The sequence below is a fragment of the Bradyrhizobium australafricanum genome (genome assembly GCF_020329495.1).
Classification (GTDB): domain Bacteria; phylum Pseudomonadota; class Alphaproteobacteria; order Rhizobiales; family Xanthobacteraceae; genus Bradyrhizobium; species Bradyrhizobium australafricanum.
This window is the reverse complement of record NZ_JAGKJL010000007.1, coordinates 196,492-222,619: the sequence shown is the minus strand read 5'-3', so window position 1 is coordinate 222,619 and position 26,128 is coordinate 196,492. Positions and strand designations below refer to the sequence as shown.

Below are 26,128 nucleotides of genomic sequence, written 5' to 3'. Positions count from 1 at the left end.
TCTCGGGTCAGGTCCGCCGCGTCACAGCTTCCATCCGTCGCGAGATGAAGCGTCGCGCGGCTGTCGAGCCCGTCATCGGCCACGTCAAGGCCGAGCACCGCATGGACAGAAATTATCTCAAGGGACGCCTCGGCGACCGCATCAACGCTGTTCTCGCCGCTGCCGGCTATAACTTCGGCCTGCTGCTGCGATGGCTCGCAGAGCTCTTGCGTGTCATCATCCGAGCCTTCTTCGAGACCGTCCCGGCTCGAAACACCGCTTAAGCCGGGCGCCGGCGCCAGTTCTTCACGAACGACTATTCACCATCTCCGTTGACCTGTTGTTTACGACTTTCATGCGCCGCGCGTTTACCAAGGCGCGCAATGCAACATGCGAAACATGCGCGATCACTTGAGTGTAGCGCGCGAGCAACGCCGATTAACTCCGCGGCAACCTAAACGGTTTAGCAACGAGAAAGGTCGAATTGCGCGGATGTACCGCGTTCGATTGCACTCAGTAAGCGTTGCGTGAGCGTACGATGTTTGTGTCGCGTAACCAGCCGAAGGGCGCACGTCTTGCGCTCTTCGGTCTCGGTCTTGGCATCTTCGCACTGATGCCGACCGAGATCGGATATCAGGATATTGCCTCGCTCCTGGCCCGGCAGCCCGGCGTCGCCGAGCGCTGGCAGAAGCGCGTCTTCGCCTCCGCCGTCGGCTCCATCCAGGTCGCGACCTACAGTTTCGGCCGTCCGATCGGCACGTCCGCGCCGCAAGCGCCGCAAATCCTGCTCGCGAGACTGGACAGTTCGAACCTCGATATCACCGGAACGGTGACGCGCAATCCGATCACGGCCCCGCCGCCGCGCTATCAAGCATCCGATTTTCCCAAGGTCGATCGCACCATGAAGGGCGATCGCCTCGTCGTCCGGCGGCCCGATCAGGTCGAACCTGCGGAGCCTGCAAATACGGCGCCGGCGAACGAGGATCCGGCGACATCGAATTCGTCGGTCAAGGGCATGAAGACCGCGACCGCACCGGCCGACAGCGCGCCGCTCGATCCTGAATTGCAGGAGGCGCTGCGCGCGCCGCCCTTGCCGCAATATGCCAAGCCGTCGCCGCAGCAGAACGACGTGTCGCTCTCGCTCGAGGCCAGCCCGCTCGACGATCTGAAGCCCGCGCCCGCGAAGTCCGTAGCTGCGCCCACCGATGCGGCGCGCGAGCGCGACCCGTTCGCACTCCAGACCGCCAGCCTGTTCTTCGGCTCGTCGCTCGGCACGCCGGAGAACCTCGAGCGCTGGCAGCCCGGCGAGGCGCCGGTTGTCGTGACGCCGGTAGCAACGCCCGATCCCGACATGAAGGTGATGGCGTCATTGCCGGTCGATGCCGACGGTCCGGTCAAGGCCGGCGAGATGGGCGAGAGCATCGCGCCGAAGGGCGAGGTCAATGCCGACGATCAGCACACCAAGACGCCGGCGGAGCGGCTCGGCCTGTTCAACGAGAAGTCGCGCGCCAAGTCGGAGAAGTGCCTCGCCGAGGCGGTCTATTTCGAAGCCCGCGGCGAAGCGGTGCGTGGCCAGATCGCGGTCGCCCAGGTGGTGCTGAACCGCGCCTTCTCCGGCAAATATCCGGAGACGGTGTGCGGCGTGGTCTACCAGAACAAGAATCGCCATTACGCCTGTCAGTTCACCTTCGCCTGCGACAACGTCCCCGACGTCGTCCGCGAGCCCGACATGTGGGATCGCGCCAAGAAGATCGCGAAGGCGATGCTCGACGGCGAATTGTGGCTGCCGGAAGTCGACCGCTCGACCCACTACCACGCCTATTGGGTGCGGCCGTCCTGGGTCAGCGAGATGAAGAAGATGTACAAGTTCGGCGTCCATACCTTCTATCGCCCGCGCGCCTGGGGCGACGGCAGCGACGCGCCGAGCTGGGGCAACCCGGCCGAGACCGCCAAGATCTCGGCGCAGCTCGCCGAGGCCGCCCAGAGCTCGGCCGAGCAGGCCAGCGCCCGGCGATAGGGCCCTCTGCCTCCCGTTCCGCGGCCGGCCTGCCCCGGAATGACGGTCATCATCCTCTCCGATTCTGCAGAGCAGCCCTGCAGGCGAATATTTTTCTCCAGCCCCTCTTGGGGTTTTCATGCACCTGCATTAACTCCCCGTAACGTTCGGCGGGGCGGCCCCCCGCGCAGCAGTTGCGGGGGAAGACAAGATGGCTGTTACCACCGGGGATCTTCGACCGACGTCGGGCACGTGGCGCACGCCGCTTGTCGTCATCGTCTGTGGCTGCGCGATTGCGCTGCTGAGCTTCGGCCCGCGCTCCAGCCTCGGCTTCTTCGTGCAGCCGATGAGCCATGAATTCACCTGGGGCCGCGACGTGTTCGGCCTCGCGCTGGCGCTGCAGAACCTGCTGTGGGGGCTCGGCCAGCCGATCGCCGGCGCAATTGCCGACCGCTTCGGGCTGCTGCGTGTGATGGTCGTCGGCGCACTGCTTTACGCCGCGGGCCTGCTCCTGATGCGTTACTCGGCGACGCAGCTCTCGCTCAACCTTGGCGCCGGCGTCTTGATCGGCTTCGGCCTGTCGGGCTCCTCGTTCAACCTGGTGCTGTCGGCGTTCAGCAAGCTGCTGCCGCCCGCGCAGCGCGGCATCGCGCTCGGCGCCGGCACCGCCGCGGGCTCGTTCGGCCAATTCCTGTTCGCGCCGTTCGGCGTCGCGATGATCGACAATTTCGGCTGGCAGACCGCGCTCCTCGTGTTCGGCGCACTGATGCTGCTGATCCTGCCGTTGTCGCTGGCGCTCTCGACGCCGCCGGCGGAGACGAATGACGCTGCGCCGGCCGATCAGCAGTCGTTCAAGACCGCGCTGGCGGAGGCGTTCGGCCATCGCTCCTACGTGCTGCTGGTGCTCGGCTTCTTCACCTGCGGCTTCCAGCTCGCCTTCATCACAGTGCATCTGCCGGCCTATCTCGCTGACCGCGGCATTCCGGCATCGACCGGCGGCTGGGTGATCGCGGCGATCGGCCTGTTCAACATCGTGGGCTCGCTCAGTGTCGGCTGGCTGCAGAACGTCTTCCCGAAGCGCTACATCCTGTCGGTGATCTACTTCACCCGCGCGCTGTCGATCATCGCCTTCATCTCGTTCCCGATCACGACCTTCTCGGCGATTGCGTTCGGCGCGATCTCCGGCCTGACCTGGCTCTCCACGGTGCCGCCGACCTCGGCGCTGGTGGCGCTGATGTTCGGCACGCGCTGGTTTTCGACGCTGTACGGCTTCGCCTTCGTCAGCCATCAGGTCGGCGGCTTCCTCGGAGTCTGGCTCGGCGGCATCGTGTTCGAGCAGTACGGTTCCTACACCCCGATCTGGTGGCTGTCGGTGCTGTTTGGCGTGCTGTCCGCGCTGATCAACCTGCCGATCGTCGAAAAGCCCGTCGTCCGCCCGGTTGCGCAGCCTGCCTGATGGGGTAAACCATTTCCCCGAAACCAAGATTACGGGGAGTGCACATCGTGGCAACGTTCAAGGCAATCAGGATCGACAAGGCGGACAAGGGTACCACCGCCGCACTCACCCAATTCGACGAAGCCGAGCTGATGGACGGCGACGTCACCGTCCGCGTCGAGTGGTCGACGCTGAACTACAAGGACGGCCTCGCACTGACCGGCAAGGCGCCGGTGGTGCGGCGGTTCCCGATGATCGCCGGCATCGATTTCGCCGGCACGGTCGAGCAATCCAGCCATCCGGACTGGAAGGCGGGCGACAAGGTCGTCTGCAACGGCTGGGGCATGGGCGAGACCCATCTCGGCGCCTATGCGGAAAAGGTCCGGGTCAAGGGCGACTGGCTGGTGCGGCTGCCCGACGGCATCTCGGCCCGCGATGCGATGGCGGTCGGTACCGCCGGCTATACCGCGATGCTCTCGGTGCTGGCGCTGGAGAAGCACGGTCTCACCCCGAAGAGCGGCCCGGTGGTGGTCACGGGTGCCGCCGGCGGCGTCGGCTCGGTGGCGATCGCCGTGCTGTCGAAGCTCGGCTACCACGTCATCGCGTCGACCGGGCGGATGTCGGAGACCGACTATCTCAAGGGTCTCGGCGCCACCGAGGTGATCGACCGCGCAGAACTGTCAGGTGCGCCCAAGGCGCTGGCGAAGGAGCGCTGGGCCGGCGGCGTCGACAGCGTCGGGTCGACCACGCTCGCCAACCTGCTGTCGATGACGAAGTATGGCGGAGCCATCGCGGCCTGCGGTCTGGCGGCCGGTATGGATCTGCCGTCGTCGGTCGCGCCCTTCATTTTGCGGGGTGTGTGCCTTCTCGGTATCGATTCGGTGATGTGTCCGATCGAACTGCGGAGGACCGCCTGGCGCCGCCTTGCCAGCGATCTGGATAAGGCAAAACTGGCTGATATCACTCACGAAATCGTCCTGGACGAAGTCATGGGCTTTGGCGCGAAAATCCTCGGTGGCCAAGTCCGCGGCCGCATCGTGGTAAAAATAGTCTGAGGACGTTCAGACTTTACCAACCAAGCTGCTCCAATGTTGCCACTGTTGGTATGGTAAGCAGCGGGTAAAGAGACTTGCAGCATGATCCCGGGGGGCCGGGTTTCCTCGCGCAGACGTCGAAAAGCGTTGGTGCGGGGGTCATGCGCAACAAGGAGCGAGTGCCCGCGCTCGTAAGTGGAGTAGCTCATGCTTGCGCGTTTGGTGTTGGGGGCCGTCACGGCCGGAGCAATGGTCGTGCCGGCATTCGCGGGCATGATGAACGCCGATGAGGCCCGCAGGTTCGTCGCCGGCAAGGTGTTCGCGTTCACCTGTTTCGATGGCACCCGCGGCGCCGGTCGCATCCTCGACGATCTGGGTGCGGCAGGCTCGGTCCAGTTCTCCGGCTCGGGGCCGATCCGTCACCTGCGCCTGCCCGGCAACACGCTGCAGATCCGCGGTCAGAGCGTTTGCGCGTCGCTGAAGGGCATTCCGTTCGAACCGTGCTTTAATCTCGACAAGCAGGACGACCGCTCGTTCCGCGGCTCGGTCTCCGGCATGGGCTTTGCCTATTGCGATTTCCATCACCAGGGCGGCCAGCAGATGCTGATGGCGCGCGCGGCGGCGCGTCCGCGCTCGCTGCATCCGCGCACCCGATCCGCGGATGCCTCGCAGACCGAAGTGCCGCGCGTTGAGACGCCGCAGGTCGGAAGCGCGAAGCTCGAGCCGGTCAAGGCCGAGCCCGCCAAGGTCGAGAGCGCGCCGGAATTGCGCCGCTCCACCGACTAACCTTTCATCTGCGCGCTAGCGGGAATAGCGCCGCCAAGCCGTAGTCATACGGATGGCGGTCGCCACGCCTTGCTCGCTACTCAATACCTGGCGTTCGCCGTGAGGCGGGACATTGGGGACTCTGATTTTGAGTAGTCATATGGCGCAATATTTTTTTCGAATCAGTGACGGCGATTACGCTGGTGCATCCGACCACGCGACGGAGTTTGAAAGCCGCGACGTGGCCTGGGCCGAGATGACCAAGGTCTGCGGAAATTTCCTCGGCAGCATTTCGCGCAATCTGAAACAGAACAGCGAATGGCACATGGAGCTGCTCGACGAGGGCAGAAAACCCGTGTTCAGGATTCGACTGGTCGCCGAGTCCGTCGACTGAAGCTGTCCTTCAGGACGGCAAGTCCTAACCCTCAGCTTGCGCGAGCGGCGGAGCGGTTCGCCTGCGAAACAGGATCCGCTGATACAGCCAGCCGATCGCGACCAGCACGATGCCAAGGCACATGAACGACAGCGCCCGGTAGACACCCGTGAGCGTCGACATGTCGATCAGGAAGGCTTTCAGAATCGTCAGCCCGATCACCGCAGCCGACGCGAGCCGCGCCCGCTGCGAGTTGACGACGATGCCGATGCCGAGCAGCGCGACGCCGAACATCAGCCAGGCGATCGAATAGGTGTATTGCTCCGCGCCCGTGGTCTCGCCGCGTGTCAGCACCGGTCCATGGTAAAGCCTGCGGATCTCGAACGTCACGTAAGCGAGCGCAAGGACCAGCGCGCCGGCGGCGATCGTGTTGGCATAGCCGGCAGGACGATGGCCCGCCACCGCATAGGACAGCAGCAGCGCCAGCACCGCCGGCAGCGCATAGCCGAGCAGCAGCAGGTTGATGAAGCTGCCGCCGACGCTTTGCGGCCACAATATCGGATTCTCCAGCGCCAGCAGCCCGAACAGGCTGGCGAGCCCGGCGAACGCAGTCAGCAGGATCGCGCCGATATTGTGCACGATGCTGCCGCTGCGCAGGCGTAGCCGCTCCAGTCCGATCGCCATCGCAAGCGTCGCGCCGACCTGCAGCGCGACCTCGGTCAGCCCGGCGCTGGCATAATAGACATCGCCGCTGTTGACCGCGTGGCGGATCTCCATGAAGGCAAGCAGCACCGTGAACAGGATCGCGGCGGATTCGACGATGCGCAGCGGGATGTCGTCGCCGCTGCGGCGCAGGAAATGGCTTGCCGCCCAGAATGACAGCGCCGGCACGCCATAGCCCCACAGCAGCCAGTTGAAGATCGGCGTGGTGCCGACGGCGTCGCCCGCGATCCGCGGCTCATAGCCGATGCGCAGCACGACGATGCCGGCCAGGATCGCGGCAAGCCAGCGCAGGAACGGAATCGGCCGCTGCACCGACAGCCACGCCGTGCCCATCGACACCAGCGCGAGCGCGATGGTGAGCCAGCCCTTGTCGAGCGCGAACGTCAGCGCCAGCGCCAACGAGGCGAGGGCGCCGGTGGCGGACAACGCAATCGAAGGCGACAGCTCCGGCCGCTCGCCGCGCCGGGTCAGCGCCTCGGTCGCGGCTGCGTAGGCCGCCGCCAGCAGCACGGCGAGGATCGCGAACGGGATCGAACGGTCGAGATGCGCGATGCGTGCATAGAGCGCGACCAGCAGCGCGACCGGCGTGAACACCGCCGCCGCGGCCCAGGTCACCGTGACCTTCGTGGTGGCAAAACGCAGTTGCGCGAGGAAACCGGCGATGCCGAAGGCGGCTGCGAACAGCGCCGCGGTGACGAGATGCAGCGAGACCGAGCCGTCGGTCGCGGACGGGCCGATGCCGGGAATCGCACCGCCAGGCAGCACCAGCATGTCGACGTTGCGGCGGACGGCCCATTCGCCGAACACAATGAACACGAAGATCGACGCGGCGCCGATCGCACGGGTAGCAGCAGGCGCGCGCCAGGCGACAAAAAGGCTGCCCGCCGTCAGCAAGGCAAAGCCGATCATCGCGACGTCGGCGTGCGCGCTGTTGAGCACAATCAGCATCGCGCCGAGCAGATAGGCGGCGAGCGAGCTAGATGAAATCGGCTCGATCTCCTCGCCGTCGCCGTCGGGACCGAACATGAAGCCGCAGACCACGAGCAGCGCCGCCAGCACAAAGCCCGCGGTGACATGGAAGACGTGCGGCGCGATCATCTCGGGCCCGCATTGCAGGCAAGGGAAGGTCCACAGCAGCGCGAAGGCGATCGTCGTGACCGCGAGCCAGCGCCACAGCCGGATGCGGGCAAGCGCGAAGGCTGCCGCCGTGACGATGGCGAGGTAGACGTAGAGCGACCAGAAGTCGGGCTTGTCTGACGACACCAGGAGCGGCGTGACGAAGGCGCCGACGATGCCGAGCCCGGCCAGCGCGGGTCCGTGCAGCAGCGCGGCCGCCAGCGTGCCGAGCGCGACCATGCCGAGCAGGATGAAGGCGGTTGCCGGGGCGAGGAAGTCATACAGCGCGTAGGCGGCGTAGACGGTAGCGAATGCCACCGCGGTGCCCGCCGCGGTGAGGATCGCCGGGATGTTGGCGATCGGCAGCGCCGCGATGTTGGAGATGCTTTCCTGGCGCCTGGTCCATTCACCAGCGCCGAGCAGCGCCAGCGCAAACAATCCGCCGAGCATCGTGCGAACGCCGGGGCCGAGCAAACCGGCCTCGATCGAATAGCGCACCATGAAGAAGCCGCCGAGCGCGAGCGTCAGGCCGCCGATCCACACCACCCAGCGCGTGCCGAGCGTCTCCTCGAAGCCGGGTGCAGGCTGCGGCGGGGTCGGCGGCTCCAGCAGGGGCGGCGGTACGGCACCTGGCGCGTCCGCGGCTGGCTCGGTCTGCGCGGCCGGTTCGCCGGGAGCCGCCTCCGGGAGCGGTGGCGGCGCTACGGAAGGAGCCGTCGGCGACGTCTGCTCGAACTCCTGCAGCGGGGCCAGCGGCGGCGGCACGGCCGTCCGCACGGCGGCGCCGCCCGCGGCCTCGATCGCATCCAGGCGGCGCTGGAGCAGGTCGATCCGGCCCAGCGCCTTGCGCGCGAAAATGATCGCGACGATGGCGAGGACGAGCGTCAGGAAGTCGAACGGCGAATCGAACATTGGGCCTCCGGCAGGACGCGCCGGACTTGGCCAGCCAGCGGCCCGTCGCAACCTAGTAGTGCAGTGAGGAGGACCGGAAGTTCAAGCGATCGGGCGTGACCGGCCGCGCTTAGTCCAGATCGATGCGGAAGGGCCGGCCTTCGACGCTCATGCTGCCGGGACCCATCGCGTCGAGTGCACGCAGCATCCGGCCCTCGCGTCCCAGCGCCTTGTCGGCGAGGCTGACGATCAGCCGGTTGGGGGCCGCGATCGGCGAGGCCTCGCGGATCATCCGGGCGATGGACATTTCGTCGCGGTGCGGATTGAGCGCGCAGACCGTGGCGAATGCGCTCGCGGTCGAGCGGCTGATGCCGGCGTAGCAATGCACCACCATCGGTGCTTGGCGATCCCAGCCGCGCACGAAGCTCAGCACCTTCTCGATATGCGACTCGTTGGGCGCAACGAACCCGTCCATCTGTTCGATGATGTCGTCCATCGACACTTTCAGGTGGTTGGCCGGCAGCACGGAAGGCGGCCGCTGCACCTGGTCGACATTGGCCATCACGGTCAGCACATGGCTGGCGCCGGTGGCGCGAACCGTGTCGGAGAGTGCGGCAAGCGAGCAGACGTGAAGCATGATGGTCCTTCTATCGGGGGTGCCGGATTATAACGGCTGCTCCCGAACGGGCAAAGGCGGGGGTGCCATGCCGATTTGTCGTTTTGCGGCGCAACCGGCGGCACGTTTTGCGGTGCCCTACGAGGCGTGCAATGCCTTGAAGCGCCCAAGAAACTGCTTCTCGGCCCGCGCGGCGGTCCATGGCGTCAGATAGTCGCGCTCGGTCGCTTCGGGCAGTTCCGGATCGCGGCCGAACAGCCGCTTGGCCTCGGCTTGCGAAAATCCCGCCAGATGCGTCGCCTCGAGATAGGCGGCGCCGCGATCGGCGGCCTTGATCTGCTGGGTGATCTCGTCCGCCAGCACGGCCGGCAAGCCGAAGCGGATATGGATCGCGCCGAGCAGCCGCTTTTCCACCGCCTTGTATTCGCCTGACAGCACCGCCTTGAACGGTGAGATCATGTCGCCGATGACATATTCCGGTGCGTCGTGCAGCAGCGCGGCGAGACGATGGCGGATGTCGACGCGCGGCATCTGCTGGCGCATCACGGCTTCGACCAGCAGCGTGTGCTGGGCCACCGAGAAGATGTGCGCCCCGCCGGTCTGGCCGTTCCAGCGCGCGACCCGCGCCAGTCCATGCGCGATGTCGACGATTTCGATATCGAGCGGCGACGGGTCGAGCAGGTCCAGCCGGCGTCCCGACAACATCCGCTGCCAGGCGCGGGTTGTCTCCGTCGATTTGCCCGCCGTCATTTCTTCTTGAGTCGCGGTGTGCGGAGCTTGCCGCTGCAGCTCTCGTGGCAGAAGCAGGTCACGAGGTGATCGTTGACCATGCCGGTCGCCTGCATGAAGGCGTAGACGATGGTGGGACCGACGAACTTGAAGCCGCGCGCGCCGAGCTCCTTGGAGACCTTGATCGAGACCGGCGTCGAGGCCGGCACGCTCGCGGTGGTCTTGAACTGATTGACCTTCGGCTTGCCGTCGACGAAGTCCCACAGGAAATTCGAGAAGCCGGGCCCCTTCTCCATGATCTCCAGATAGCCCTTGGCACTCGCGACCGCGCCTTCGATCTTGGCGCGGTTGCGGACGATGCCGGCATCGTTCATCAGCGCGTGCACCTTCTTGGCGTTGTAGCGCGCGATCTTATCGGGCTGGAAATCGTCGAAGGCTTTGCGGAAGTTCTCGCGCTTGCGCAGGATCGTGATCCAGGACAGGCCGGCCTGGAAGCCGTCGAGGATCAGCTTTTCGTAGAGCGCGCGGTCGTCATATTCCGGCACGCCCCATTCATTGTCGTGATAGGCGACGTAGAACGCATCCTCGCCCGGCCAGGGGCAGCGCGTCTTGCCGTCGGGGTGCAGTTGCGCGGTACGGCTCATGCGACGGTCTGCTTGGGTGTGATGCGGACGGCGTCAGGTTCGGCGAGGTGTAGCGACAGACCGCCCGCGGTCAGCGCCAGCCCAGCGTCGAGCGCGTCGGCGACGCGATCGATGCGGACCAGCGCGAGACCTTTCTCGCCGGCGGTTGAGCCGATGGTGCCGACCTGCTTGTCGCCAGCGAGGATGGTAGCGCCGGCTTCGGGGGCGGGGCCGTCGAGGACGATCTTCACCGTGCGGGTGCGCGCCGTGCCGCGGTGCTGCATGCGCGACACCACCTCCTGGCCGACATAGCAGCCCTTGTCGAAATCGACGCCGTTGAGGCGATCCATATTGGTCTCGTGCGGGAAGGCGTCGCCATACATGAAGTCGAGCCCGCCGCGCGGCACTCCGGTGGCGATCCGATGCGCCTCGTAGGCGCTGGAGTCGACGAGATCGGCACCGATCAGCTCAGCGAGCTTCTGCTTCAAATCTTCCGGGATCAGAATGCGCCAGCCGAGCGCTGGGTTGCGCGGATCGGCGAACGCGAGATCCGGCGTCGCCGCCGGCTCGCCATCCCAAGCCGCCAGCACACCGAGGCTATCGGACAGGTTCTCGACCATGACCTTGGCGCGCAGCTTGTAGAAGCCGAGCTTGTCGGCAAGATCCTTGGCGAGCGCGCGCGGCGCGTCGATCAGGAAGCCGCCGCCATGACCTGAGGGTATCTCGGTGATCAGGAAATCGACGATGATCTTGCCTTGCGGCGTCAGCAGCGCGCCAAACCGGGCCTGTCCCGCGCGCAACTCGGCGATGTCGGCGGTGATGAGGCCGTTGAGGAAGTTGCGGGCGTCCTCGCCAGAGACCTTGACCACGCCCCGATCTGGAAGAAACGCTGCTTTCATTCGCAAAATTGGCTCTTTTCCAAGTTCCTTGGGAAACGCGCAGGCCGCGATATCCCCTGCCAAGCTAAGGCGCTAGAGTGCGCCGAACAAGGCCCGCGCGACAGCCGAAAGCGGGCGTCGAGGATCGATGAATCAGCATTTTGACACCATTCTAAAATCCGGCACCGTGGTCAATCAGGACGGCGAGGGCGTGCGCGATATCGGTATCGCGGGCGGCCGTATCGCCGCGATCGGCTCGCTCAATCAGGCCTCGGCCGGCGAGCTGATCGACTGCAAGGGCCTGCACATCCTGCCCGGCGTGTTGGACACCCAGGTGCATTTCCGCGAGCCCGGGTTAACCCAGAAGGAAGACCTCGAGACCGGCTCGCGCAGCGCGGTGATGGGCGGGGTCACCGCCGTGTTCGAGATGCCGAACACCAATCCGCTGACGGTCACCGAAGCGGCCTTCACCGACAAGATCAAGCGCGGCCGCCATCGCATGCATTGCGATTTCGCGTTCTTCATCGGCGGCACCCGCGAGAACGTGCAGGATCTGCCGGAGCTCGAGCGCGCCCCGGGCTGCGCCGGCGTCAAGGTGTTCATCGGCTCCTCCACCGGCGCGCTGCTGGTCGAGGACGACGAAAGCCTGCGGCGGATCTTCCAGGTGATCCGGCGCCGCGCCGCGTTCCACGCCGAGGACGAATATCGCCTCAACGAGCGCAAGCCGCTGCGGATCGAGGGCGATGCTCGCTCGCATCCGGTGTGGCGCGACGAGACCGCCGCGCTGATGGCGACCGAGCGCCTGGTCAATCTCGCGCGCGAGACCGGCAAGCGCATCCACGTGCTGCACATCTCGACCAAGGAAGAGATTCTGTACCTGCGCGACCACAAGGATGTCGCCTCCTGCGAGGCGACGCCGCACCACCTCACCATGGCCGCGCCCGAGTGCTACGAGCGGCTCGGCACACTGGCCCAGATGAACCCGCCGGTGCGCTCGGCCGATCACCGCGCCGGCATCTGGTACGGCATCGAGCAGGGCATCATCGACGTGCTCGGCTCGGATCACGCGCCGCATACGCTGGAGGAGAAGGCCAAGACCTATCCGGCCTCGCCGTCGGGCATGACCGGCGTGCAGACGCTGGTGCCGCTGATGCTCGATCACGTCAATGCCGGGCGGCTGTCGCTGGCTCGCTTCGTCGATCTCACCAGCGCGGGGCCTGCGCGCCTGTTCAACATCGCCTGCAAGGGCCGCATCGCGGCCGGTTACGATGCCGACTTCACAATCGTCGACCTGAAGCGCAGCGAGACCATCACCAACAAATGGATCGCCTCGCGCGCCGCCTGGACGCCTTATGACGGCGTGCGGGTGCAGGGCTGGCCGGTCGGCACCTTCGTGCGCGGCCGGCGGGTGATGTGGCAGGGCGAAGTCACGACGCCATCGACCGGCGAGCCGGTTCGGTTCCTCGAGACGCTGAAGCCGTAGGTTCGCGTTTGACGCGTTTTCTTGACGCGAACCGGCGGCCCACTTCGCTCGAAAACGCTATCGTTTTACTGTCGGGCCAATGCCAGCGAGAACTCGCCGTTGCGCACGCGCGCGGCGAGGCCCTCGGCGAATTTCGCCACCGCGTCCTCGCCATAGGTGCCGACCAATTCGGCCAGCGCCGCGAACAGGCTCGCCTGCGCGAGGCAGTCGCCATCGACGCCGTCGTGACGCGCTTCAGCCCAGGCCTCGTTCAGGTAGCCCAGCGCGGCCTGCTTCTGCTCGTGGTCGGGTCGCGGGTCTTGGTGATGGGGGAAGGACGCTGGATGGCGCATGAAACTCTGCAAATTGACAGCGCGCGGTCCGAGGAGCGAACCACTGCGACGTGCGAGATGTATCACGCATGCAGGTACCGCCTAGCCCACATCTTTCGAAAAGGTTAACGGCGGCCTCGGCATTTAAAGGGGAATTCCGGATATCCGGGCCGCGATCAGCCGAATGAGCTGTGGATATGGTCCAGCACCGCGCGCGGCGTGGCGCACAGATGGCTGGCGCCGGCCTCGGTCAGCTCCTCGGGCGTGCCGTAGCCATAGGTGACGCCGACCGCCCGGATGCCGTTTCGATTCGCCCCGATCACGTCGTGGCTGCGATCGCCGATCATCAGGGATTTGGCCGGATCGGCCCCGGTCTGCGCCAGCGCATAGGTGAGCAGGTCAACCTTGTTGACCCGGGTTCCGTCGAACTCCGAGCCGAACACGTGGTCGAAATAGCCGCCGAGGCCGAAATGCGCGATGATCCGCGTCGCGAACACATGCGGCTTCGAGGTCGCGACGAACATCCGGCCCGGTGCCCGGCGCAGCTCGGCCAGAACCTCCGCGATATCGGGATAGACCGCGTTCTCGAACAGCCCGACATCTCCGAATCTTTCGCGGTAGAGCGCGACCGCGCGGTCGGCGAGCTCCTCGCCGCCGAGCAGCATCGCAAAGCTCGCCCGCAAGGGCGGCCCGATGCACCAGGTCAGGTCATCCTGCGAGGGAACCGGGCGGCCGAGCTTTTCCAGCGCGTACTGGATCGAGCCGGTGATGCCGGGCTTCGGGTCGGTCAGGGTGCCGTCGAGGTCAAAGAAGATCGCCCGGTCAGTTGGCATAGCGGGCCGTCAGGTCGCGGGAGATTTTCGAGCCCTCCTCGATGTAGCGGCGGATCGCTACCGTGGCCGCGGGCGTGCAGGTCCGGTAGGTCTGCTGGAAGCCGTTATAGCCGCGGTTGAAGCCCGCGATCATGCGGGCGCGGCGGTCGCCGGAGGGGGTCTCGGCATCGATCAGCGCCTGCATCTCGTTGCGCCATTTGGTGCCCTCGTTGGAGCCGCAGATGCCGCGCAGATAGTGCAGGGCGCCGAGGATCTCGGCCAGCCGCTGCAAATCGCCGTCGAACGGCGCAGCCGCATCCTGCGCCCGGGCGGGCGTCGCAAGGCATGCCGACATCAGGATCACAACGGCGAGAAAGGCTTTGATCATCGGGGTTCCGGAATGGCCGTGGTATGCCCCCTCAATGCGCCCGAGGCAAGGCGGCCGAGCCCCCCAAAAGCCCCCCGACTGGCCTCAAACCAGCCGCCGGGCGGCCGCAATCACCTCATGCAGGCCGCCGGTGACCTTGAGGTCGCCGATCTCCTCCGGCGCCAGCCATTTGAAATCGTCGTGCTCGTCGTTCAGGTGAGGCTCGCGGGACGCCCAGCGCGACGCAAAGGTCATGATCAGGTAATGCCCGCTGCCGGGGCCGGTCGGCAGCACCTCGCGCCAGCCGGCAAGGCCGACGATCTCGACCTTGAGGCCGGTCTCCTCGTCGATCTCCCGGTGCAGGGCAGTATGCAGCGATTCGCCGAACTCGACCCGGCCGCCGGGCAGCGAATAGAAGCCCTTGCCGGGCGAGCGGGCGCGGCGCACCAGCAGCACCTTGCTGTCGCGGAAAATCACGCCTGATACGGCGAGCTGCGGGCGGATCGGAGGTTCGGGAGAGGTCAAGGTGATTGGCAGCCGGTTGTGAAGACCATCATGCCCGATATCTCAGGCGCCCGCCATGATGCTGTCGACATCGGCCTCTGCGGCGCCGTTGATGATGCCGGCGGTCTGCATCACCAGCGGCTTGACCCAGACGATCGCCTGCTCGGCGAGCGCGACCCGGCTCTTGTCCTGCTGCAATTGCCGCATCGCCGCCCCGACCTCGGTCAGGATCTTCGTCATGCTGTCGGTGAGCTGGTCGAATTCGGCCCGGATTGCGGCGTCCGCCGTCTCATAGGCCTCGATCGCGAGATCGCGCGCCCGAAAATTGGACGCGGTGAAATGCTCGGCATAGGACAGCGGCTGCCATTCGAGGAAATCGCTGGCGCATTCCGGCAGGTCCGGGACCATCTCCAGCAGCATGATGGCTTCGTTGAAGTGATTGAGGTAGTCGGTGGCAAGCCCGGTGCGGGGATTGATGTTGGCGGCGCGCAACAGCGCCGCCCGCGCCTCGTTGGGGTACGTCGGTCGCGGGGAAGAGCCCGCTATGGCGGCCGTTGAGGTCATTGATCGCAGTCTTTAACGTTCCAAGTTAAGGCAGAATAAACGGATACCACTCTGGACGGCAAATGTGCGGACGCTTTGTCATTACCTCGCCGCCGGCGGCCTTGCGCGAGATGTTCGGCTATATCGAGCAGCCGAATTTTCCGCCACGGTATAATGTTGCGCCGACCCAGCCGATCCCGGTGGTGCTGCTGCAGAATGGCGGCCGGCATTTTCAATTGATGCGCTGGGGCCTGATCCCGTCGTGGGTCAAGGATCCCAGGACCTTCTCGCTCCTGATCAACGCGCGCTCCGAGACGGTGCGTGAGAAGCCGGCCTTCAAGAACGCGATCAAGCGGCGCCGCGCGCTGATCCCGGCCGACGGCTATTACGAATGGCAGGATGCCGGCGGCCGCAAGCGGCCGTTCTTCATCCATCGCCGCGACGGCCATCCGCTCGCCTTCGCCGCGCTTGCCGAGACCTGGATGGGACCGAACGGCGAGGAGCAGGATACGGTCGCGATCGTCACTGCGCCGGCCAGTCCCGACCTCGCGCAATTGCATCACCGCGTGCCGGTCACGATCAGGCCCGAGCAATTCGCGCGCTGGCTCGACTGCCTGCCGAACGATGTCGACGACGTGATGCCGATGCTGAAGGGCCCCGAGGTCGGCGAGTTCGCCTGGCACCAGGTCACGATGCGCGTCAACGCGGTCGCCAATGACGATGCGCAATTGCTGCTGCCGATGACCGCGGATGAAATCGCCGCGGAGGACGCGCCGCAGCCGAAGAAGGCCGCGCCGCGCAAGGCGCCGGTGCGGCAGGATGACGGGCAGGGGTCGCTGTTTTGAGGGCTCACTGAACCGGCGTGATGCAGCGCGGATTTGCGTCAGCTCTCTCCACATCGTCGTCCTGGCGAAGGCCAGGACCCATCACCACCGAATTTGCTTGTGAACGGGAACGCGGCCCCAGCGTCGCGCGACAATTGAGATTTGGGGTAATGGGTCCTGGCCTTCGCCAGGACGACGATGAAGATGGACCTCGATTCAACCGGTGCGCAATTGCGCACCTGAGGGCTCGCGCCAAGTGGTGCGCTCCGGCATGACAGAGCCAGAGATCACCCCTTCACGTGTGCCACGCCCTCGATCTCGATCAGCATCTTCGGATTGGGCAGCGCCACCACCACGCAGGTGGTGCGTGCGGGGTAGGGGGCGGGGCCGAACGCGCCGGCATACAGCGCGTTCATCGTCGCGACGTCGCTCGCGCGCGTCAGGAGCACGTTGACCTTGACGAGATCGCGCATCGTCGAGCCCGCCTCGCTCAGCACGCGCTTGATATTGGTCACGACATTGGCGAACTGCGCCTCGAAGCCGTCGGGCAGCTCGCGATTGGCGTCAAAGCCGGGAATGCCGGAGATGAACAACAGATCGCCGACGCGGGCGCCGAACGAGAGCGGCGGCGCCTGGACGCCGGGCGGAGGGGGGAAGTGCTTGATTGTCGTCTTTTCAGTCATTGGGTCACCCGTCTGCGCGAGATGGAAGGGGAGAAGTTTCGATGGCGCGCGGCGCCGCGGCACGCCGGCGCCAAAGATTCCTGCCGAAGAGATTCTGGCCGATCATGCCTGCGAGCATCGCGACGACGAAGACCACGATCGGCAGCGAGAGGCCGGCGAGATTGACCAGTGCCGGCCCGGGGCAGATGCCGACGAGGCCCCAGCCGATGCCGAACAGCACTGCGCCGGCAATCAGCGGCGCATCGATGTCGTTGCGGTCGGGCCAGAGGAAGCGCGCCGAGAAGGCGGGGGCCGTGCGCCGCCGGGCGATCGCAAAGCCGGTTGCTGCGACCGCAACTGCGCCCGCCATCACGAAGGCGAGCGTCGCGTCCCACGCGCCGAACAGATCGAGGAAGCCGAGCACCTTCTGCGGATCGGTCATGCCGGAGATCAGAAGCCCCGCGCCGAAGATCAGGCCGCAGACAAAGCTTGCGAGAGGTGCCATCGCTAGCCTCCGATCCCGTGCCTGACGATCGCGACCGTCGCGATCGCCGTCAGCATGAAGATGCATGTTGCCACGATCGAGCGGCCGGACAGCCGCGCGAAGCCGCAGACGCCGTGGCCCGAGGTGCAGCCATTGCCCATCCTTGTGCCGAACCCGACCAGCAGTCCCGCGATCGCGACCACTACAAGGCTCGCGTTCATCGCCGGCCGTGGCAGCGGCGCGCCGAACAGCACCGCAATCAGGGGCGCTCCGATCAGTCCCGCGATGAACGCGATGCGCCAGGAACGATCGGCGCTACGGTCGGCGGTATCGGCCTGCAGCGCGCCGCCGACGATGCCGGTGACCCCGGCGATTCGCCCGGTCAGCAGCATCAAGAGCGCGGCGGCAAGCCCGATCAGCGCGCCGCCGGCAAGGCCGGAAAGTGGGGTGAAATCGTGCATCGATGCAGATCCCTGTTGCGCAAACTCCTCAGCGATCCGGCAAAGCGGTGGGCGCGCATGCGCCAGTGGTCGCGCGGCTGCGGAGGCGATGATAGACTCCGCACCATCAGGAACAAGCGCAATCCCGCATGTTTCGCGGCATTTCAGCGATGCCGCCGGTCGGCTGGATTGCCGCGATTCGCTCTCACTTCGTCCGGAGAATCCCCCATGAAATTGCCATCCGTCGCCCGCGCCGCGCTGCTCGCGCTGGCGATGCTCACCGGAACGTCCGCCGCCCTGGCTGACGAGGGCGCGGTGACGCTCGTGATCTTCAAGGGCGGCTGGGTGTTCGGCGGCTCCGCGGGCAAGGGCGTCATGACCTTCCACGGCCAGACCTATGGGCTCACGGCCGGCGGGCTGGACTATGGCCTCGTGTTCGGCGGCTCGCAGACCACGTTGCAGGGGCGGGTGCGCAATATCCGCCGTCCGCAGGATATCAACGGCGTCTATGCCGCGGCAGGCATGGGCGTTGCGCTCGGCGCCGGCGTGCGCGGCATCCTCTTGACCAACCAGAACGGCGCGGTGCTCGAACTGAGCGGCAAGCAGGTCGGCCTGATGGCCAATGTCGATCTCAGCGGGCTTGCGATCACGTTGAAGGAGTAGGGAGGCGGTCTCGTACGATCCTACGGTTCCGTGATCCACTCGGCGAGCTCGCGCCACGGCTGCAAACTCCAATGCCCCGAGGCCGCGCCGGATGGCGACGGCAGCACGAACATTTCGGGAAAGCCGTTCACTGACGGCTGCCGACCGAGCACGAGCGCGCTGGTCGGCCTGTTGTAAAACAAACTCGCCGCCTTCCTGCTGGTGAAGGCGACGGTACTCGGCCGATAGGTCTCGATCTTCGCCCGGAAGCCCACCACGTCGAACGACTGCCTGTTGATCTCGTGATCCATCCCGGCGCCGGTCTTGGAGAGATCGGTGAAGCCGAGGCCGAGCGCGAGAAGCGCCGCGAACTCGTCCGGCCGATAGCGCCGCGGTGTGATGCCGGCCTCATGCAGCGCACGCCAGAACCGGTTGCCGGGATGCGCGTAGTAATGCCCGACGGCGGCTGAGCGCGTGCTCGCTGCGGTGCCGACGAACACCAGGCGCAGATTGGCGCGGAGCTGGTCGGGGAGGCGGTGGGAATTATTCGCGGGCATCTGGGGGCTGAATAAAGTATTCACGCGTTAGCACATGACTTCACCTGGAATCGAGCGGCGAACTGCGCCTCACCTCTCCCGATTGCGGGCAGGGCAATCGCATATGGCTCTAGCACCGGTGTTTCCGCGCCGTCATGGCCGGCACAAGGCCGGGCATGACGAGTTTGTGGCGCTATCGAGTCCATATGCGATTGCCAGCACTCGCAGGGGAGGGGCGTTCCCAAAATATCGAAAACAACCCCATGCAAAGTACAAAGTAGCCGGCGGTGGCCGGCGTTCGACCAGGCTACTTGACACGTCGGGCAACTCACGGATATTTTCCAATATTCCGAAATAACGCAGACGCACGCTCGCCCCCCGGAGCATATGGCATTCGTGCGCTTCTGTAAGCGACGTTTCCATGTCGTCGTGGCCGCCAGCCATATGCGATAGCCCTGCGCTTGCGGGGGGCAGTGCCGTCGCTGTCGTCATTCAAGCTAGTCCCGTCACGCGCTAGCGCACCGGCTCCTTGATCTCGTCTTCCGTCGTGACCGCTTGCGACGGTCCGGTCGAACGCACCATCAGGAACGTCCCCGAGAACGCCGTGCCGCGGATGCTCCAGCGGCCGTCGATCTCGGTCGCGTCGGCATTGACCGCGCCTTCATAGTGCACGGTGTTGTAGCCGTAGCCAGGCGGCTCGTAACGTTTGACGAACGTAACAGCGCTGCCGGAGCGCTGGCCCGCAAGCGATGCATTGTGCGTGCTGATCGGACAGCCCGGCATCACGCAGGGTTCGGTCACGCTGCCGCCGAGCGCGCCGCCGGCGTCGATCAGCGTCGCCAGGAACGTGACCATGCCGCTCGGCTGAACATAGCTGCCGTCCCAGACGCCGGTGAGATTGTCGGTCATGTCGCTTGCCCCGATTGCGCTCGGTGAAATTGCAGTGATCGATGTGGTGCACGCAGCGCCTCAACGCAAGTCGTGCCCGCTCGCGCGCGGTTGCCTGACCGGACAAAACGGTCTGTAATCCAGCCCAACAGATCAAGAAGAATTTTGGAGCAAGCCATGACGGGAGAGGCGAAAACCCATTACGAGGTGGTCGTGGTCGGCGCCGGCGTCGCCGGCATCTACCAGATCAAGCGGCTGGCGGATCTCGGCATCGACGCCACCGTGCTCGAAGCCGCGCCCGATCTCGGGGGCACCTGGTACTGGAACCGCTATCCGGGCTGCCGCTTCGATTCCGAGAGCTACACCTACGGCTTCTCGTTCTCGCGCGAACTGCTCGACGAGTGGCACTGGACGGAGCGCTTCTCCGGCCAGCCCGAGAATCTGCGTTACCTCAACTACGTCGCCGACAAGTTCGACCTGCGCAAGCACATGCAGTTCAATTGCAAGGTCGATATCATGCAGTTCGACGAGACGCGCGATCTCTGGCAATTGAGGATCAGTGACGGCCGCGAACTGACCTGCCGCTTCGTGGTGCTCGCGATCGGGCTGCTGTCCGCGCCGACCATGCCGCGCGTGCCGGGCATCGAGGATTTCAAGGGCTCCTCGTTCCACACCTATTACTGGCCGCACGAGCCGGTCGATCTCGCGGGCAAGAAGGTCGCGGTGATCGGCACCGGTGCGACCGGCATCCAGCTGATCGGCGAGATCGCCGACAAGGTCGGCGAGCTTACGGTGTTCCAGCGCCGGCCGAACTGGAGCGCGCCGCTCAACAACTCCGCGATCTCCGTTGACGAGATGGCCGACATCCGCGCCCGCTATGACGAGATCTTTGCTGCCTGCGCGTTGACGCCGGGCAGCTTTGTGCACGGCCCCGACAAGCGCGGCTTCTACGAGGTGAGCCGCGAGGAGCGGCTCAAGCTGTGGGACAAGCTCTACGACGAGCCCGGCTTCGGCATCTGGCTCGCGAACTTCCGCGAGATATTCATGGACGAAGCCGCCAATGCGGAGCTGTCCGAATATATCGCGAGCCGCATCCGCCGGCGCGTGAACGATCCTGATGTCGCCGAGAAGCTGATCCCGCGGGATCACGGCTTTGGCGTGCAGCGCCTGCCGCTGGAGACCCGATATTTCGAAGCGTACAATCGCGACAATGTGCAGCTCGTCGATCTCTCCGAGACCCCGCTGATCCGCGTCACCGAGACCGGCCTGCGCACTACGGCGCGCGACTACGATTTCGACATCATCGTCTACGCCACCGGTTTCGACGCCATCACCGGTGCCTACGACCTGATCGATATCAGGGGCATCGGCGGCGAGCGCCTCGCCGACAAATGGAAGCACGCGCCGTCGACCTTCCTCGGCATGCTCGTGCACGGCTTCCCGAACCTGTTGATGCCGACCGGCCCGCAAAGCGCCTCCGCGTCGACGAACTTCCCGCGCGGCATCGAGAACGGCGTCAACTGGTGCACCAATCTGCTGCAATACATGTGGGACCGCGGCCTGACCCGCGCCGACGCCACGCTGGAGGCGCAGCAGCGCTGGACCGCGCATGTCGTCAAGATGTACGAGATCATGCTGATGCGCAAAGCCAAGTCGTGGTTCACCGGCTACAACTCCAACGTCGCTGGCCACGAGGAGGGCACGGTCCGCTACTTCGTCTACAACGGCGGCACGCCGAAGTTTTTGGGGATCATCAACGGGGTGGCGGCGGAGGGGTATCGGGAGATCGAGTTTGGTGCGAGCGCCGGTGGCGCCGTGCGGGAGGCGGCCACTGGCGCGTCGGCATAGCGTAGCCCGCATGAGCGCAGCGATATGCGGGTCAGATAGAAGCCCCGGATATCGCGTCGCTCATCCGGGCTACAAGCTTTGTTTTCAGGCCACCGCCACCGCTATCACATCGAGCAGCGAACATACGGCGTCGACACCGGCACCGGCTCCTTGGAGCTGAGTATGATCTTGTTCTCTCCGGAGAGTGTTATGTCGAATGACACGTCCGAAATCGCGACGCCGTCCGAGCACGCCGCAATCACGCGGACATTCTGCCCGTCATCATGCAGCGATTTGACGGTGCATTTTTGAAACGTGCCGGTGATTTGCTTGCCCTGCACGATCAAGCCCCCCGCGTTGAGATCGGCATCTTTCTTGAACGCGAGCTTGTTGTTCTCCTTGGTGAAGACCTGGTTGCAAGCCGAGGCGTCGATCGTCCAGGCTCCGCTCAAATCCGCAGCCTGTGTCGAGGCCGCTTGCGCAACGAGAAGTACGAATAGCACGGCGTTGAAGGTCCTCATGAAACTCTCCAATCAAAGGGTCATTGGGCTGCTGGACTCTCTGCGAAACGAACGTGGAATGTCGCTCAATCGTCTATTTGAGGGGACCCATGATAACATGCCCGACGCGGCTTTCATCGCTTTTTGAGCATCGTAGTATGCGATGAGATGAAGGGTTTTCGTTGATCCAGGTCAATGGTTCTGCGGGGCTCTTGGTCGGTCGCTGTCGTGACCGGGCCATCCGGACACGCGCGATGGATTTAGTGAGTGCTCCAGAAGCAAAAAGGCCGGGCTTTTCACCCGGCCTTTCGTTTTCGATGGATGCCCAGGTTTTGCCCGGGCATGACGAGCGGTGAGGGTCAAAACACCCTGTTGCTCTCCTTCACCTTGTCCGCGTCCAGATACACGTCGCTTCCCATCTCCTTGAACTTGGCGCTCATCTGCGCCATGCCCTGCTCCTTGTCGTTAAGCGTCGCGGCGTAGTCGCGGACGTCCTGGGTGATCTTCATCGAGCAGAATTTCGGGCCGCACATCGAGCAGAAATGCGCGACCTTGTGGGCTTCCTTCGGCAGGGTCTCGTCGTGGAAGTTCTTCGCGGTGTCCGGATCGAGGCCGAGGTTGAACTGGTCCTCCCAGCGGAAGTCGAACCGGGCACGGCTGAGCGCATCGTCGCGCAGCTGCGCGGCGGGGTGGCCCTTGGCCAGATCAGAGGCGTGGGCCGCGATCTTGTAGGTGATGACGCCGGTCTTGACGTCGTTGCGGTCGGGCAGGCCGAGATGCTCCTTCGGCGTGACGTAGCACAGCATCGCGCAGCCGAACCAGCCGATCATCGCAGCGCCAATGCCCGAGGTGATGTGGTCGTAGCCCGGCGCGATGTCGGTCGTCAGCGGCCCGAGGGTGTAGAACGGCGCCTCGCCGCATTCCTTGAGCTGCTTGTCCATGTTGATCTTGATCTTGTGCATCGGCACGTGGCCGGGGCCCTCGATCATGACCTGGCAGCCCTTGTCCCACGCGATCTTCGTCAACTCGCCGAGGGTCTCGAGCTCCGCGAACTGCGCGCGGTCGTTGGCGTCGGCGATCGAGCCGGGACGTAGGCCGTCGCCGAGCGAGAACGAGACGTCATACTTGCGCATGAGGTCGCAGATCTCGTCGAAATGGGTGTAGAGGAAGCTCTCCTTGTGATGCGCGAGGCACCACTTGGCCATGATCGAGCCGCCGCGCGACACGATGCCGGTGACGCGGTTGGCGGTGAGGTGGATGTAGGGCAACCGGACGCCGGCGTGGATCGTGAAATAGTCGACGCCCTGTTCGCACTGCTCGATCAGGGTGTCCTTGTAGAGCTCCCAGGTCAGCTTGACCGGATCGCCGTCGCACTTCTCCAGCGCCTGGTAGATCGGCACGGTGCCGATCGGCACCGGCGAGTTGCGCAAAATCCATTCGCGGGTGGTGTGGATGTTGCGGCCCGTGGAGAGGTCCATCACGGTGTCGGCGCCCCAGCGGATCGCCCACACCATCTTGTCGACCTCTTCCTCGACCGACGAGGTCACCGCCGAGTTGCCGATATTGGCGTTGATCTTGGTCAGGAAGTTGCGGCCGATGATCATCGGCTCGAGCTCGGCATGGTTGATGTTGGAGGGAATGATAGCGCGGCCGCGCGCGATCTCGTCGCGGACGAACTCCGGCGTGATGAAGGCGGGCACCGCAGCGCCGAAGCTCTCGCCGTCGGCGAGCGCGGCCTCGGCGCGCTCGAGCTGTTGCTTGCGGCCGAGATTCTCGCGCTCGGCGACGTAGATCATCTCCTTGGTGATGGTGCCGGCGCGGGCGAACTCGAGCTGCGTGATCTTGTGGCCGTCGAGGCCGCGCAGCGGCCTGTGGTGCGCGGTGAACGCCTTGGCGGCGTGCGTGGCGCCGACATTGCCGTTGTCCTCCGGCTTGATGGTGCGGCCCTCATATTCCTCGACGCCGCCGCGCTCCTTGACCCAGGCCAGCCGATTGCGCGGCAGGCCGGCATTGACGTCGATCGTCACGTTCGGGTCGGTGTAGGGGCCCGACGTGTCGTAGACTGGCAAATTCGGCTCGCCGGCGCCCTCCGACAGCATGATCTCGCGCAGCGGCACGCGAACATCAGGCGCGGCCTCCGGCGTCGCAAAGATCTTGCGCGAGGCGGGCAGCGCGCCGGTCGTGACGGCGGGACGTGTGGTGTCGGGATTGGAGCGGATGTTCATGAGGGATCCTCCGTTTTAATTCGTGTCAGTTGAATTCGTCATTGCGAGCGCAGCGAAGCAATCCATGGTCCCGCAAGCGGAGGAATGGATTGCTTCGTCGCTTGCGCTCCTCGCAATGACGGTGGTGAGATTGGTGTGCATCACGCGGCCTCCGCGCTGAGGCCGAGCCATTGTCTGACCCGCGCGTCGGGGTCGGGGTTCTGGGTGACGTCACTGACGACGGCGATCGAATCGGCGCCGGCGGCGAAGATCTCGGCCGCGTGCTCGAACTTGATGCCGCCGATCGCGACAAGGGGGATGGAGCCAATCCGCTTCTTCCACTCGGTGATCTTCGGAATGCCCTGCGGCTCGAACCGCATCGATTTGAGCGTGGTGAAGAAGATCGGGCCGAGCGCGACATAGTCCGGCTTGGCCGCGAGCGCGGTGGCGAGCTCGGCGTCGTCATGGGTGGAGATGCCGAGCGTCAATTTCGCCTTGCGGATCTCGGCGAGGTCGGCCTCAGAGAGGTCCTCCTGGCCGAGATGCAGATGCTCGGCGCCGGCGACGATCGCCGCGCGCCAATAGTCATTAACCACGAGCTTGGTCGGCGTGCCCTTGGTCACCGCGAGCGCATCGCTGACGAGCTGCAGCGCCCCGGCATCGTCGAGCTCCTTGGCGCGCAGCTGGATGGTGCCGACGCCGAGTTTGGTCAGTCGCTCGACCCACTTGATGCTGTCGACGACGGGATAGAACGGATCAGGATACGGCATGCCAGAACGGGGTCCCAACGACAGGGGTGGAGGGGGAGGCGAAGTCGCGGGCTTCCATCAGCCCGGCTTCGTAAGCAGTGCGGCCGGCCTCGACGCCGAGGCGGAAGGCATTGGCCATCGCAACGGGATCGGCGGCTTTGGCGACCGCAGTGTTGAGCAGCACGGCGTCATAGCCGAGCTCGAGCGCCTCGGCGGCATGCGATGGCGCCCCTAAGCCGGCGTCGACCACCAGCGTGATGTCGGGTAGGCGGTCGCGCAGCAGCTTCAGCGCGTCGCGGTTGGTGATGCCCTTGGCGCTGCCGATCGGTGCTGCCCACGGCATCACCACCTTGCAGCCGGCGTCGACCAGCCGCGAGGCGACCGAGAAATCCTCGGTGCAATAGGGGAAGACCTCGAAACCGTCCTTGATCAGGATGCCGGCCGCCTCGACCAGGCCGACCACGTCGGGCTGCAGCGTGTCGTTGTCCGCGATCACTTCCAGCTTGACCCAGGGCGTGCCGAACAATTCGCGCGCGAGCTTGGCGGTGGTCACCGCCTCCTTGACGCTGCGGCAGCCCGCGGTGTTCGGCAGCACGGTGACGCCGAGCTCGCGGATCAGCGACCAGAACGCATCGCCGGTCTTGCCACCCGCCGCCTCGCGGCGCAGCGATACCGTGACGATGCTGGCGCCGGAGGCGCGGATCGCGTTCTGCATGATCGCAGGCGAGGGATACAGCGCCGTGCCGATCAGCAGGCGGGACGGGAAGGATTTGCCGTAGAAGGTGACCATGTGTCAGTGTCTCTCCGCTCTCAGCCCCGCACTCAACTCGTCGTCCCGGCGAAGGCCGGGACCCATACGCCGCGGCCCTTCAGTGAGGCACGCGGGGCGACGTTCTTTCCGCCAATAGCCGGTCGTGGTTATGGGTCCCGGCTCCGTGCGCAAGCGCGCACTCGACCGGGACGACGTCGGGAGGGACTTTGCGAACAAACTCACATCACCCTCCCTGCCGCGGCGTGATGATCTCGATCTCGTCGCCGGCTTTCAGCGCGGTGTCGGCCCAGCGGCTCTTCGGCACCACGTCGTAGTTCAGCGCGATCGCGAAATGCGTGCCCTCATAGTCGAGCTCGGCCAGCAGCGCATCGACGCTGGAAGCCGTGATCTCCCGCTGCTCGCCGTTTACGATTACACGCATT

30 protein-coding genes are annotated in these 26,128 nt (G+C 65.4%); 10 read left to right on the top strand and 20 right to left on the bottom strand.

What is annotated here, in order from left to right:
- The 6 genes from J6525_RS09440 to J6525_RS09415 form a co-directional block, all read left to right on the top strand.
- Nucleotides 1-263: transposase (locus J6525_RS09440; protein WP_512699755.1), on the top strand; the 263-nt coding region annotated here is incomplete at its 5' end.
- A gap of 254 nt (nt 264-517) precedes the next feature.
- Nucleotides 518-1,996 (top strand): cell wall hydrolase, encoded by a 1,479-nt coding sequence (locus tag J6525_RS09435; protein ID WP_225643833.1) that lies wholly within the window; start codon nt 518-520, stop codon nt 1,994-1,996.
- Nucleotides 1,997-2,186: 190 nt separating this feature from the next.
- Complete coding sequence (locus J6525_RS09430) at nt 2,187-3,431, top strand: MFS transporter (RefSeq protein ID WP_225643832.1); 1,245 nt, start codon at nt 2,187-2,189, stop codon at nt 3,429-3,431.
- Nucleotides 3,432-3,478: 47 nt separating this feature from the next.
- A complete protein-coding gene (gene acuI, locus J6525_RS09425) occupies nt 3,479-4,465 on the top strand; it encodes an acrylyl-CoA reductase (NADPH) (protein ID WP_225643830.1) in 987 nt (328 codons plus the stop codon).
- A gap of 186 nt (nt 4,466-4,651) precedes the next feature.
- On the top strand, nt 4,652-5,230 hold the full coding sequence (locus J6525_RS09420; RefSeq protein ID WP_225643828.1) for a hypothetical protein: 579 nt from the start codon (nt 4,652-4,654) through the stop codon (nt 5,228-5,230).
- Nucleotides 5,231-5,369: 139 nt separating this feature from the next.
- The gene (locus J6525_RS09415) at nt 5,370-5,603 is read left to right on the top strand and encodes a DUF6894 family protein (protein ID WP_016844381.1); all 234 of its coding nucleotides are present in this window, start codon (nt 5,370-5,372) and stop codon (nt 5,601-5,603) included.
- Between the two features lie 24 nt (nt 5,604-5,627).
- Here the strand turns inward: J6525_RS09415 and J6525_RS09410 are convergent, their stop codons facing one another.
- The 5 genes from J6525_RS09410 to ygfZ all read right to left on the bottom strand — a co-directional run bounded on the left by J6525_RS09410 (nt 5,628) and on the right by ygfZ (nt 11,179).
- On the bottom strand, nt 5,628-8,333 hold the full coding sequence (locus J6525_RS09410) for a DUF2339 domain-containing protein (RefSeq protein WP_225643826.1): 2,706 nt from the start codon (nt 8,331-8,333) through the stop codon (nt 5,628-5,630).
- Between the two features lie 109 nt (nt 8,334-8,442).
- On the bottom strand, nt 8,443-8,949 hold the full coding sequence (locus J6525_RS09405) for a tyrosine phosphatase family protein (protein WP_028332625.1): 507 nt from the start codon (nt 8,947-8,949) through the stop codon (nt 8,443-8,445).
- 117 nt (nt 8,950-9,066) lie between these two features.
- Nucleotides 9,067-9,678, bottom strand: coding sequence for a YfbR-like 5'-deoxynucleotidase (locus J6525_RS09400; protein ID WP_225643824.1), 612 nt, complete (start codon nt 9,676-9,678; stop codon nt 9,067-9,069).
- Entirely contained in the window at nt 9,675-10,301 is a 627-nt protein-coding gene (locus J6525_RS09395; RefSeq protein WP_225643822.1) for a DNA-3-methyladenine glycosylase I, read from the bottom strand. The genes J6525_RS09400 and J6525_RS09395 overlap by 4 nt, the downstream gene beginning before the upstream one ends.
- On the bottom strand, nt 10,298-11,179 hold the full coding sequence (ygfZ, locus tag J6525_RS09390; RefSeq protein WP_225643820.1) for a CAF17-like 4Fe-4S cluster assembly/insertion protein YgfZ: 882 nt from the start codon (nt 11,177-11,179) through the stop codon (nt 10,298-10,300). Before ygfZ ends, J6525_RS09395 begins: the two co-directional genes overlap by 4 nt.
- Before the next feature lie 127 nt (nt 11,180-11,306).
- Between ygfZ and J6525_RS09385 the strand changes: the two genes are divergently transcribed.
- Nucleotides 11,307-12,641 (top strand): dihydroorotase, encoded by a 1,335-nt coding sequence (locus J6525_RS09385; protein ID WP_225643818.1) that lies wholly within the window; start codon nt 11,307-11,309, stop codon nt 12,639-12,641.
- Nucleotides 12,642-12,706: 65 nt separating this feature from the next.
- Here the strand turns inward: J6525_RS09385 and J6525_RS09380 are convergent, their stop codons facing one another.
- The 5 genes from J6525_RS09380 to J6525_RS09360 all read right to left on the bottom strand — a co-directional run bounded on the left by J6525_RS09380 (nt 12,707) and on the right by J6525_RS09360 (nt 15,199).
- Nucleotides 12,707-12,973: a hypothetical protein gene (locus tag J6525_RS09380; RefSeq protein WP_028332620.1), complete on the bottom strand. Its 267-nt coding sequence runs from the start codon at nt 12,971-12,973 to the stop codon at nt 12,707-12,709.
- A 155-nt stretch (nt 12,974-13,128) separates the two neighbouring features.
- Nucleotides 13,129-13,785, bottom strand: a complete 657-nt coding sequence (locus J6525_RS09375; RefSeq protein ID WP_225643816.1) for an HAD family hydrolase — start codon at nt 13,783-13,785, stop codon at nt 13,129-13,131.
- Nucleotides 13,775-14,152 (bottom strand): TIGR02301 family protein, encoded by a 378-nt coding sequence (locus tag J6525_RS09370; protein ID WP_225643813.1) that lies wholly within the window; start codon nt 14,150-14,152, stop codon nt 13,775-13,777. The genes J6525_RS09375 and J6525_RS09370 overlap by 11 nt, the downstream gene beginning before the upstream one ends.
- Before the next feature lie 84 nt (nt 14,153-14,236).
- Complete coding sequence (locus J6525_RS09365) at nt 14,237-14,656, bottom strand: NUDIX hydrolase (protein WP_225643811.1); 420 nt, start codon at nt 14,654-14,656, stop codon at nt 14,237-14,239.
- 42 nt (nt 14,657-14,698) lie between these two features.
- Nucleotides 14,699-15,199: a hypothetical protein gene (locus tag J6525_RS09360; protein ID WP_225643809.1), complete on the bottom strand. Its 501-nt coding sequence runs from the start codon at nt 15,197-15,199 to the stop codon at nt 14,699-14,701.
- Nucleotides 15,200-15,261: 62 nt separating this feature from the next.
- Here J6525_RS09360 and J6525_RS09355 point away from each other — a divergent pair, with 62 nt between their 5' ends.
- On the top strand, nt 15,262-16,023 hold the full coding sequence (locus J6525_RS09355) for an SOS response-associated peptidase (protein ID WP_225643807.1): 762 nt from the start codon (nt 15,262-15,264) through the stop codon (nt 16,021-16,023).
- Between the two features lie 266 nt (nt 16,024-16,289).
- Here J6525_RS09355 and J6525_RS09350 read toward each other — a convergent pair whose 3' ends face one another.
- The 3 genes from J6525_RS09350 to J6525_RS09340 are packed head-to-tail and all read right to left on the bottom strand — an operon-like array spanning nt 16,290 to nt 17,609.
- Nucleotides 16,290-16,685 (bottom strand): RidA family protein, encoded by a 396-nt coding sequence (locus J6525_RS09350; RefSeq protein WP_225643805.1) that lies wholly within the window; start codon nt 16,683-16,685, stop codon nt 16,290-16,292.
- A gap of 4 nt (nt 16,686-16,689) precedes the next feature.
- A complete protein-coding gene (locus J6525_RS09345; RefSeq protein WP_225643803.1) occupies nt 16,690-17,169 on the bottom strand; it encodes a DUF6691 family protein in 480 nt (159 codons plus the stop codon).
- 2 nt (nt 17,170-17,171) lie between these two features.
- The gene (locus tag J6525_RS09340; protein WP_225643801.1) at nt 17,172-17,609 is read right to left on the bottom strand and encodes a YeeE/YedE family protein; all 438 of its coding nucleotides are present in this window, start codon (nt 17,607-17,609) and stop codon (nt 17,172-17,174) included.
- A 207-nt stretch (nt 17,610-17,816) separates the two neighbouring features.
- Here J6525_RS09340 and J6525_RS09335 point away from each other — a divergent pair, with 207 nt between their 5' ends.
- Nucleotides 17,817-18,251 (top strand): hypothetical protein, encoded by a 435-nt coding sequence (locus J6525_RS09335; RefSeq protein ID WP_028332611.1) that lies wholly within the window; start codon nt 17,817-17,819, stop codon nt 18,249-18,251.
- A gap of 20 nt (nt 18,252-18,271) precedes the next feature.
- Here J6525_RS09335 and J6525_RS09330 read toward each other — a convergent pair whose 3' ends face one another.
- Together J6525_RS09330 and J6525_RS09325 are read right to left on the bottom strand one after the other, a co-directional pair.
- The gene (locus J6525_RS09330) at nt 18,272-18,787 is read right to left on the bottom strand and encodes a mismatch-specific DNA-glycosylase (protein ID WP_225643799.1); all 516 of its coding nucleotides are present in this window, start codon (nt 18,785-18,787) and stop codon (nt 18,272-18,274) included.
- A gap of 492 nt (nt 18,788-19,279) precedes the next feature.
- Nucleotides 19,280-19,675, bottom strand: a complete 396-nt coding sequence (locus J6525_RS09325; RefSeq protein ID WP_225643797.1) for a hypothetical protein — start codon at nt 19,673-19,675, stop codon at nt 19,280-19,282.
- Between the two features lie 156 nt (nt 19,676-19,831).
- On the opposite strand from J6525_RS09325, the gene J6525_RS09320 reads away from it, so the two are divergent.
- Nucleotides 19,832-21,502, top strand: a complete 1,671-nt coding sequence (locus J6525_RS09320; protein WP_225643795.1) for a flavin-containing monooxygenase — start codon at nt 19,832-19,834, stop codon at nt 21,500-21,502.
- A gap of 104 nt (nt 21,503-21,606) precedes the next feature.
- On the opposite strand, the gene J6525_RS09315 is transcribed toward J6525_RS09320, so the two are convergent.
- From J6525_RS09315 to thiS, 5 genes are all read right to left on the bottom strand, one after another.
- Nucleotides 21,607-22,002: a hypothetical protein gene (locus tag J6525_RS09315; protein WP_225643793.1), complete on the bottom strand. Its 396-nt coding sequence runs from the start codon at nt 22,000-22,002 to the stop codon at nt 21,607-21,609.
- Nucleotides 22,003-22,340: 338 nt separating this feature from the next.
- Entirely contained in the window at nt 22,341-24,206 is a 1,866-nt protein-coding gene (thiC, locus tag J6525_RS09310) for a phosphomethylpyrimidine synthase ThiC (protein WP_225643791.1), read from the bottom strand.
- 140 nt (nt 24,207-24,346) lie between these two features.
- A complete protein-coding gene (locus J6525_RS09305; protein WP_225643789.1) occupies nt 24,347-24,955 on the bottom strand; it encodes a thiamine phosphate synthase in 609 nt (202 codons plus the stop codon).
- The gene (locus tag J6525_RS09300) at nt 24,942-25,724 is read right to left on the bottom strand and encodes a thiazole synthase (protein ID WP_225643787.1); all 783 of its coding nucleotides are present in this window, start codon (nt 25,722-25,724) and stop codon (nt 24,942-24,944) included. The genes J6525_RS09305 and J6525_RS09300 overlap by 14 nt, the downstream gene beginning before the upstream one ends.
- Before the next feature lie 205 nt (nt 25,725-25,929).
- Nucleotides 25,930-26,127, bottom strand: a complete 198-nt coding sequence (gene thiS, locus J6525_RS09295) for a sulfur carrier protein ThiS (protein WP_225643785.1) — start codon at nt 26,125-26,127, stop codon at nt 25,930-25,932.
- Nucleotide 26,128 lies beyond the last annotated feature (1 nt).

What these genes read in the sequence shown, in the direction of transcription:
- thiS (WP_225643785.1), bottom strand. Translation starts at nt 26,127, where the DNA reads ATGCGTGTAATCGTAAACGGCGAGCAGCGGGAGATCACGGCTTCCAGC.
- J6525_RS09320 (WP_225643795.1), top strand. Translation starts at nt 19,832, where the DNA reads ATGACGGGAGAGGCGAAAACCCATTACGAGGTGGTCGTGGTCGGCGCC.
- J6525_RS09340 (WP_225643801.1), bottom strand. Translation starts at nt 17,609, where the DNA reads ATGCACGATTTCACCCCACTTTCCGGCCTTGCCGGCGGCGCGCTGATC.
- J6525_RS09385 (WP_225643818.1), top strand. Translation starts at nt 11,307, where the DNA reads ATGAATCAGCATTTTGACACCATTCTAAAATCCGGCACCGTGGTCAAT.
- J6525_RS09305 (WP_225643789.1), bottom strand. Translation starts at nt 24,955, where the DNA reads ATGCCGTATCCTGATCCGTTCTATCCCGTCGTCGACAGCATCAAGTGG.
- thiC (WP_225643791.1), bottom strand. Translation starts at nt 24,206, where the DNA reads ATGAACATCCGCTCCAATCCCGACACCACACGTCCCGCCGTCACGACC.
- J6525_RS09355 (WP_225643807.1), top strand. Translation starts at nt 15,262, where the DNA reads ATGTGCGGACGCTTTGTCATTACCTCGCCGCCGGCGGCCTTGCGCGAG.
- J6525_RS09300 (WP_225643787.1), bottom strand. Translation starts at nt 25,724, where the DNA reads ATGGTCACCTTCTACGGCAAATCCTTCCCGTCCCGCCTGCTGATCGGC.
- J6525_RS09395 (WP_225643822.1), bottom strand. Translation starts at nt 10,301, where the DNA reads ATGAGCCGTACCGCGCAACTGCACCCCGACGGCAAGACGCGCTGCCCC.
- J6525_RS09400 (WP_225643824.1), bottom strand. Translation starts at nt 9,678, where the DNA reads ATGACGGCGGGCAAATCGACGGAGACAACCCGCGCCTGGCAGCGGATG.
- J6525_RS09335 (WP_028332611.1), top strand. Translation starts at nt 17,817, where the DNA reads ATGAAATTGCCATCCGTCGCCCGCGCCGCGCTGCTCGCGCTGGCGATG.
- J6525_RS09370 (WP_225643813.1), bottom strand. Translation starts at nt 14,152, where the DNA reads ATGATCAAAGCCTTTCTCGCCGTTGTGATCCTGATGTCGGCATGCCTT.
- J6525_RS09435 (WP_225643833.1), top strand. Translation starts at nt 518, where the DNA reads ATGTTTGTGTCGCGTAACCAGCCGAAGGGCGCACGTCTTGCGCTCTTC.
- J6525_RS09375 (WP_225643816.1), bottom strand. Translation starts at nt 13,785, where the DNA reads ATGCCAACTGACCGGGCGATCTTCTTTGACCTCGACGGCACCCTGACC.
- J6525_RS09350 (WP_225643805.1), bottom strand. Translation starts at nt 16,685, where the DNA reads ATGACTGAAAAGACGACAATCAAGCACTTCCCCCCTCCGCCCGGCGTC.
- J6525_RS09410 (WP_225643826.1), bottom strand. Translation starts at nt 8,333, where the DNA reads ATGTTCGATTCGCCGTTCGACTTCCTGACGCTCGTCCTCGCCATCGTC.
- J6525_RS09345 (WP_225643803.1), bottom strand. Translation starts at nt 17,169, where the DNA reads ATGGCACCTCTCGCAAGCTTTGTCTGCGGCCTGATCTTCGGCGCGGGG.
- J6525_RS09325 (WP_225643797.1), bottom strand. Translation starts at nt 19,675, where the DNA reads ATGACCGACAATCTCACCGGCGTCTGGGACGGCAGCTATGTTCAGCCG.
- J6525_RS09420 (WP_225643828.1), top strand. Translation starts at nt 4,652, where the DNA reads ATGCTTGCGCGTTTGGTGTTGGGGGCCGTCACGGCCGGAGCAATGGTC.
- J6525_RS09360 (WP_225643809.1), bottom strand. Translation starts at nt 15,199, where the DNA reads ATGACCTCAACGGCCGCCATAGCGGGCTCTTCCCCGCGACCGACGTAC.
- ygfZ (WP_225643820.1), bottom strand. Translation starts at nt 11,179, where the DNA reads ATGAAAGCAGCGTTTCTTCCAGATCGGGGCGTGGTCAAGGTCTCTGGC.
- J6525_RS09430 (WP_225643832.1), top strand. Translation starts at nt 2,187, where the DNA reads ATGGCTGTTACCACCGGGGATCTTCGACCGACGTCGGGCACGTGGCGC.
- J6525_RS09405 (WP_028332625.1), bottom strand. Translation starts at nt 8,949, where the DNA reads ATGCTTCACGTCTGCTCGCTTGCCGCACTCTCCGACACGGTTCGCGCC.
- J6525_RS09315 (WP_225643793.1), bottom strand. Translation starts at nt 22,002, where the DNA reads ATGAGGACCTTCAACGCCGTGCTATTCGTACTTCTCGTTGCGCAAGCG.
- J6525_RS09380 (WP_028332620.1), bottom strand. Translation starts at nt 12,973, where the DNA reads ATGCGCCATCCAGCGTCCTTCCCCCATCACCAAGACCCGCGACCCGAC.
- J6525_RS09415 (WP_016844381.1), top strand. Translation starts at nt 5,370, where the DNA reads ATGGCGCAATATTTTTTTCGAATCAGTGACGGCGATTACGCTGGTGCA.
- J6525_RS09330 (WP_225643799.1), bottom strand. Translation starts at nt 18,787, where the DNA reads ATGCCCGCGAATAATTCCCACCGCCTCCCCGACCAGCTCCGCGCCAAT.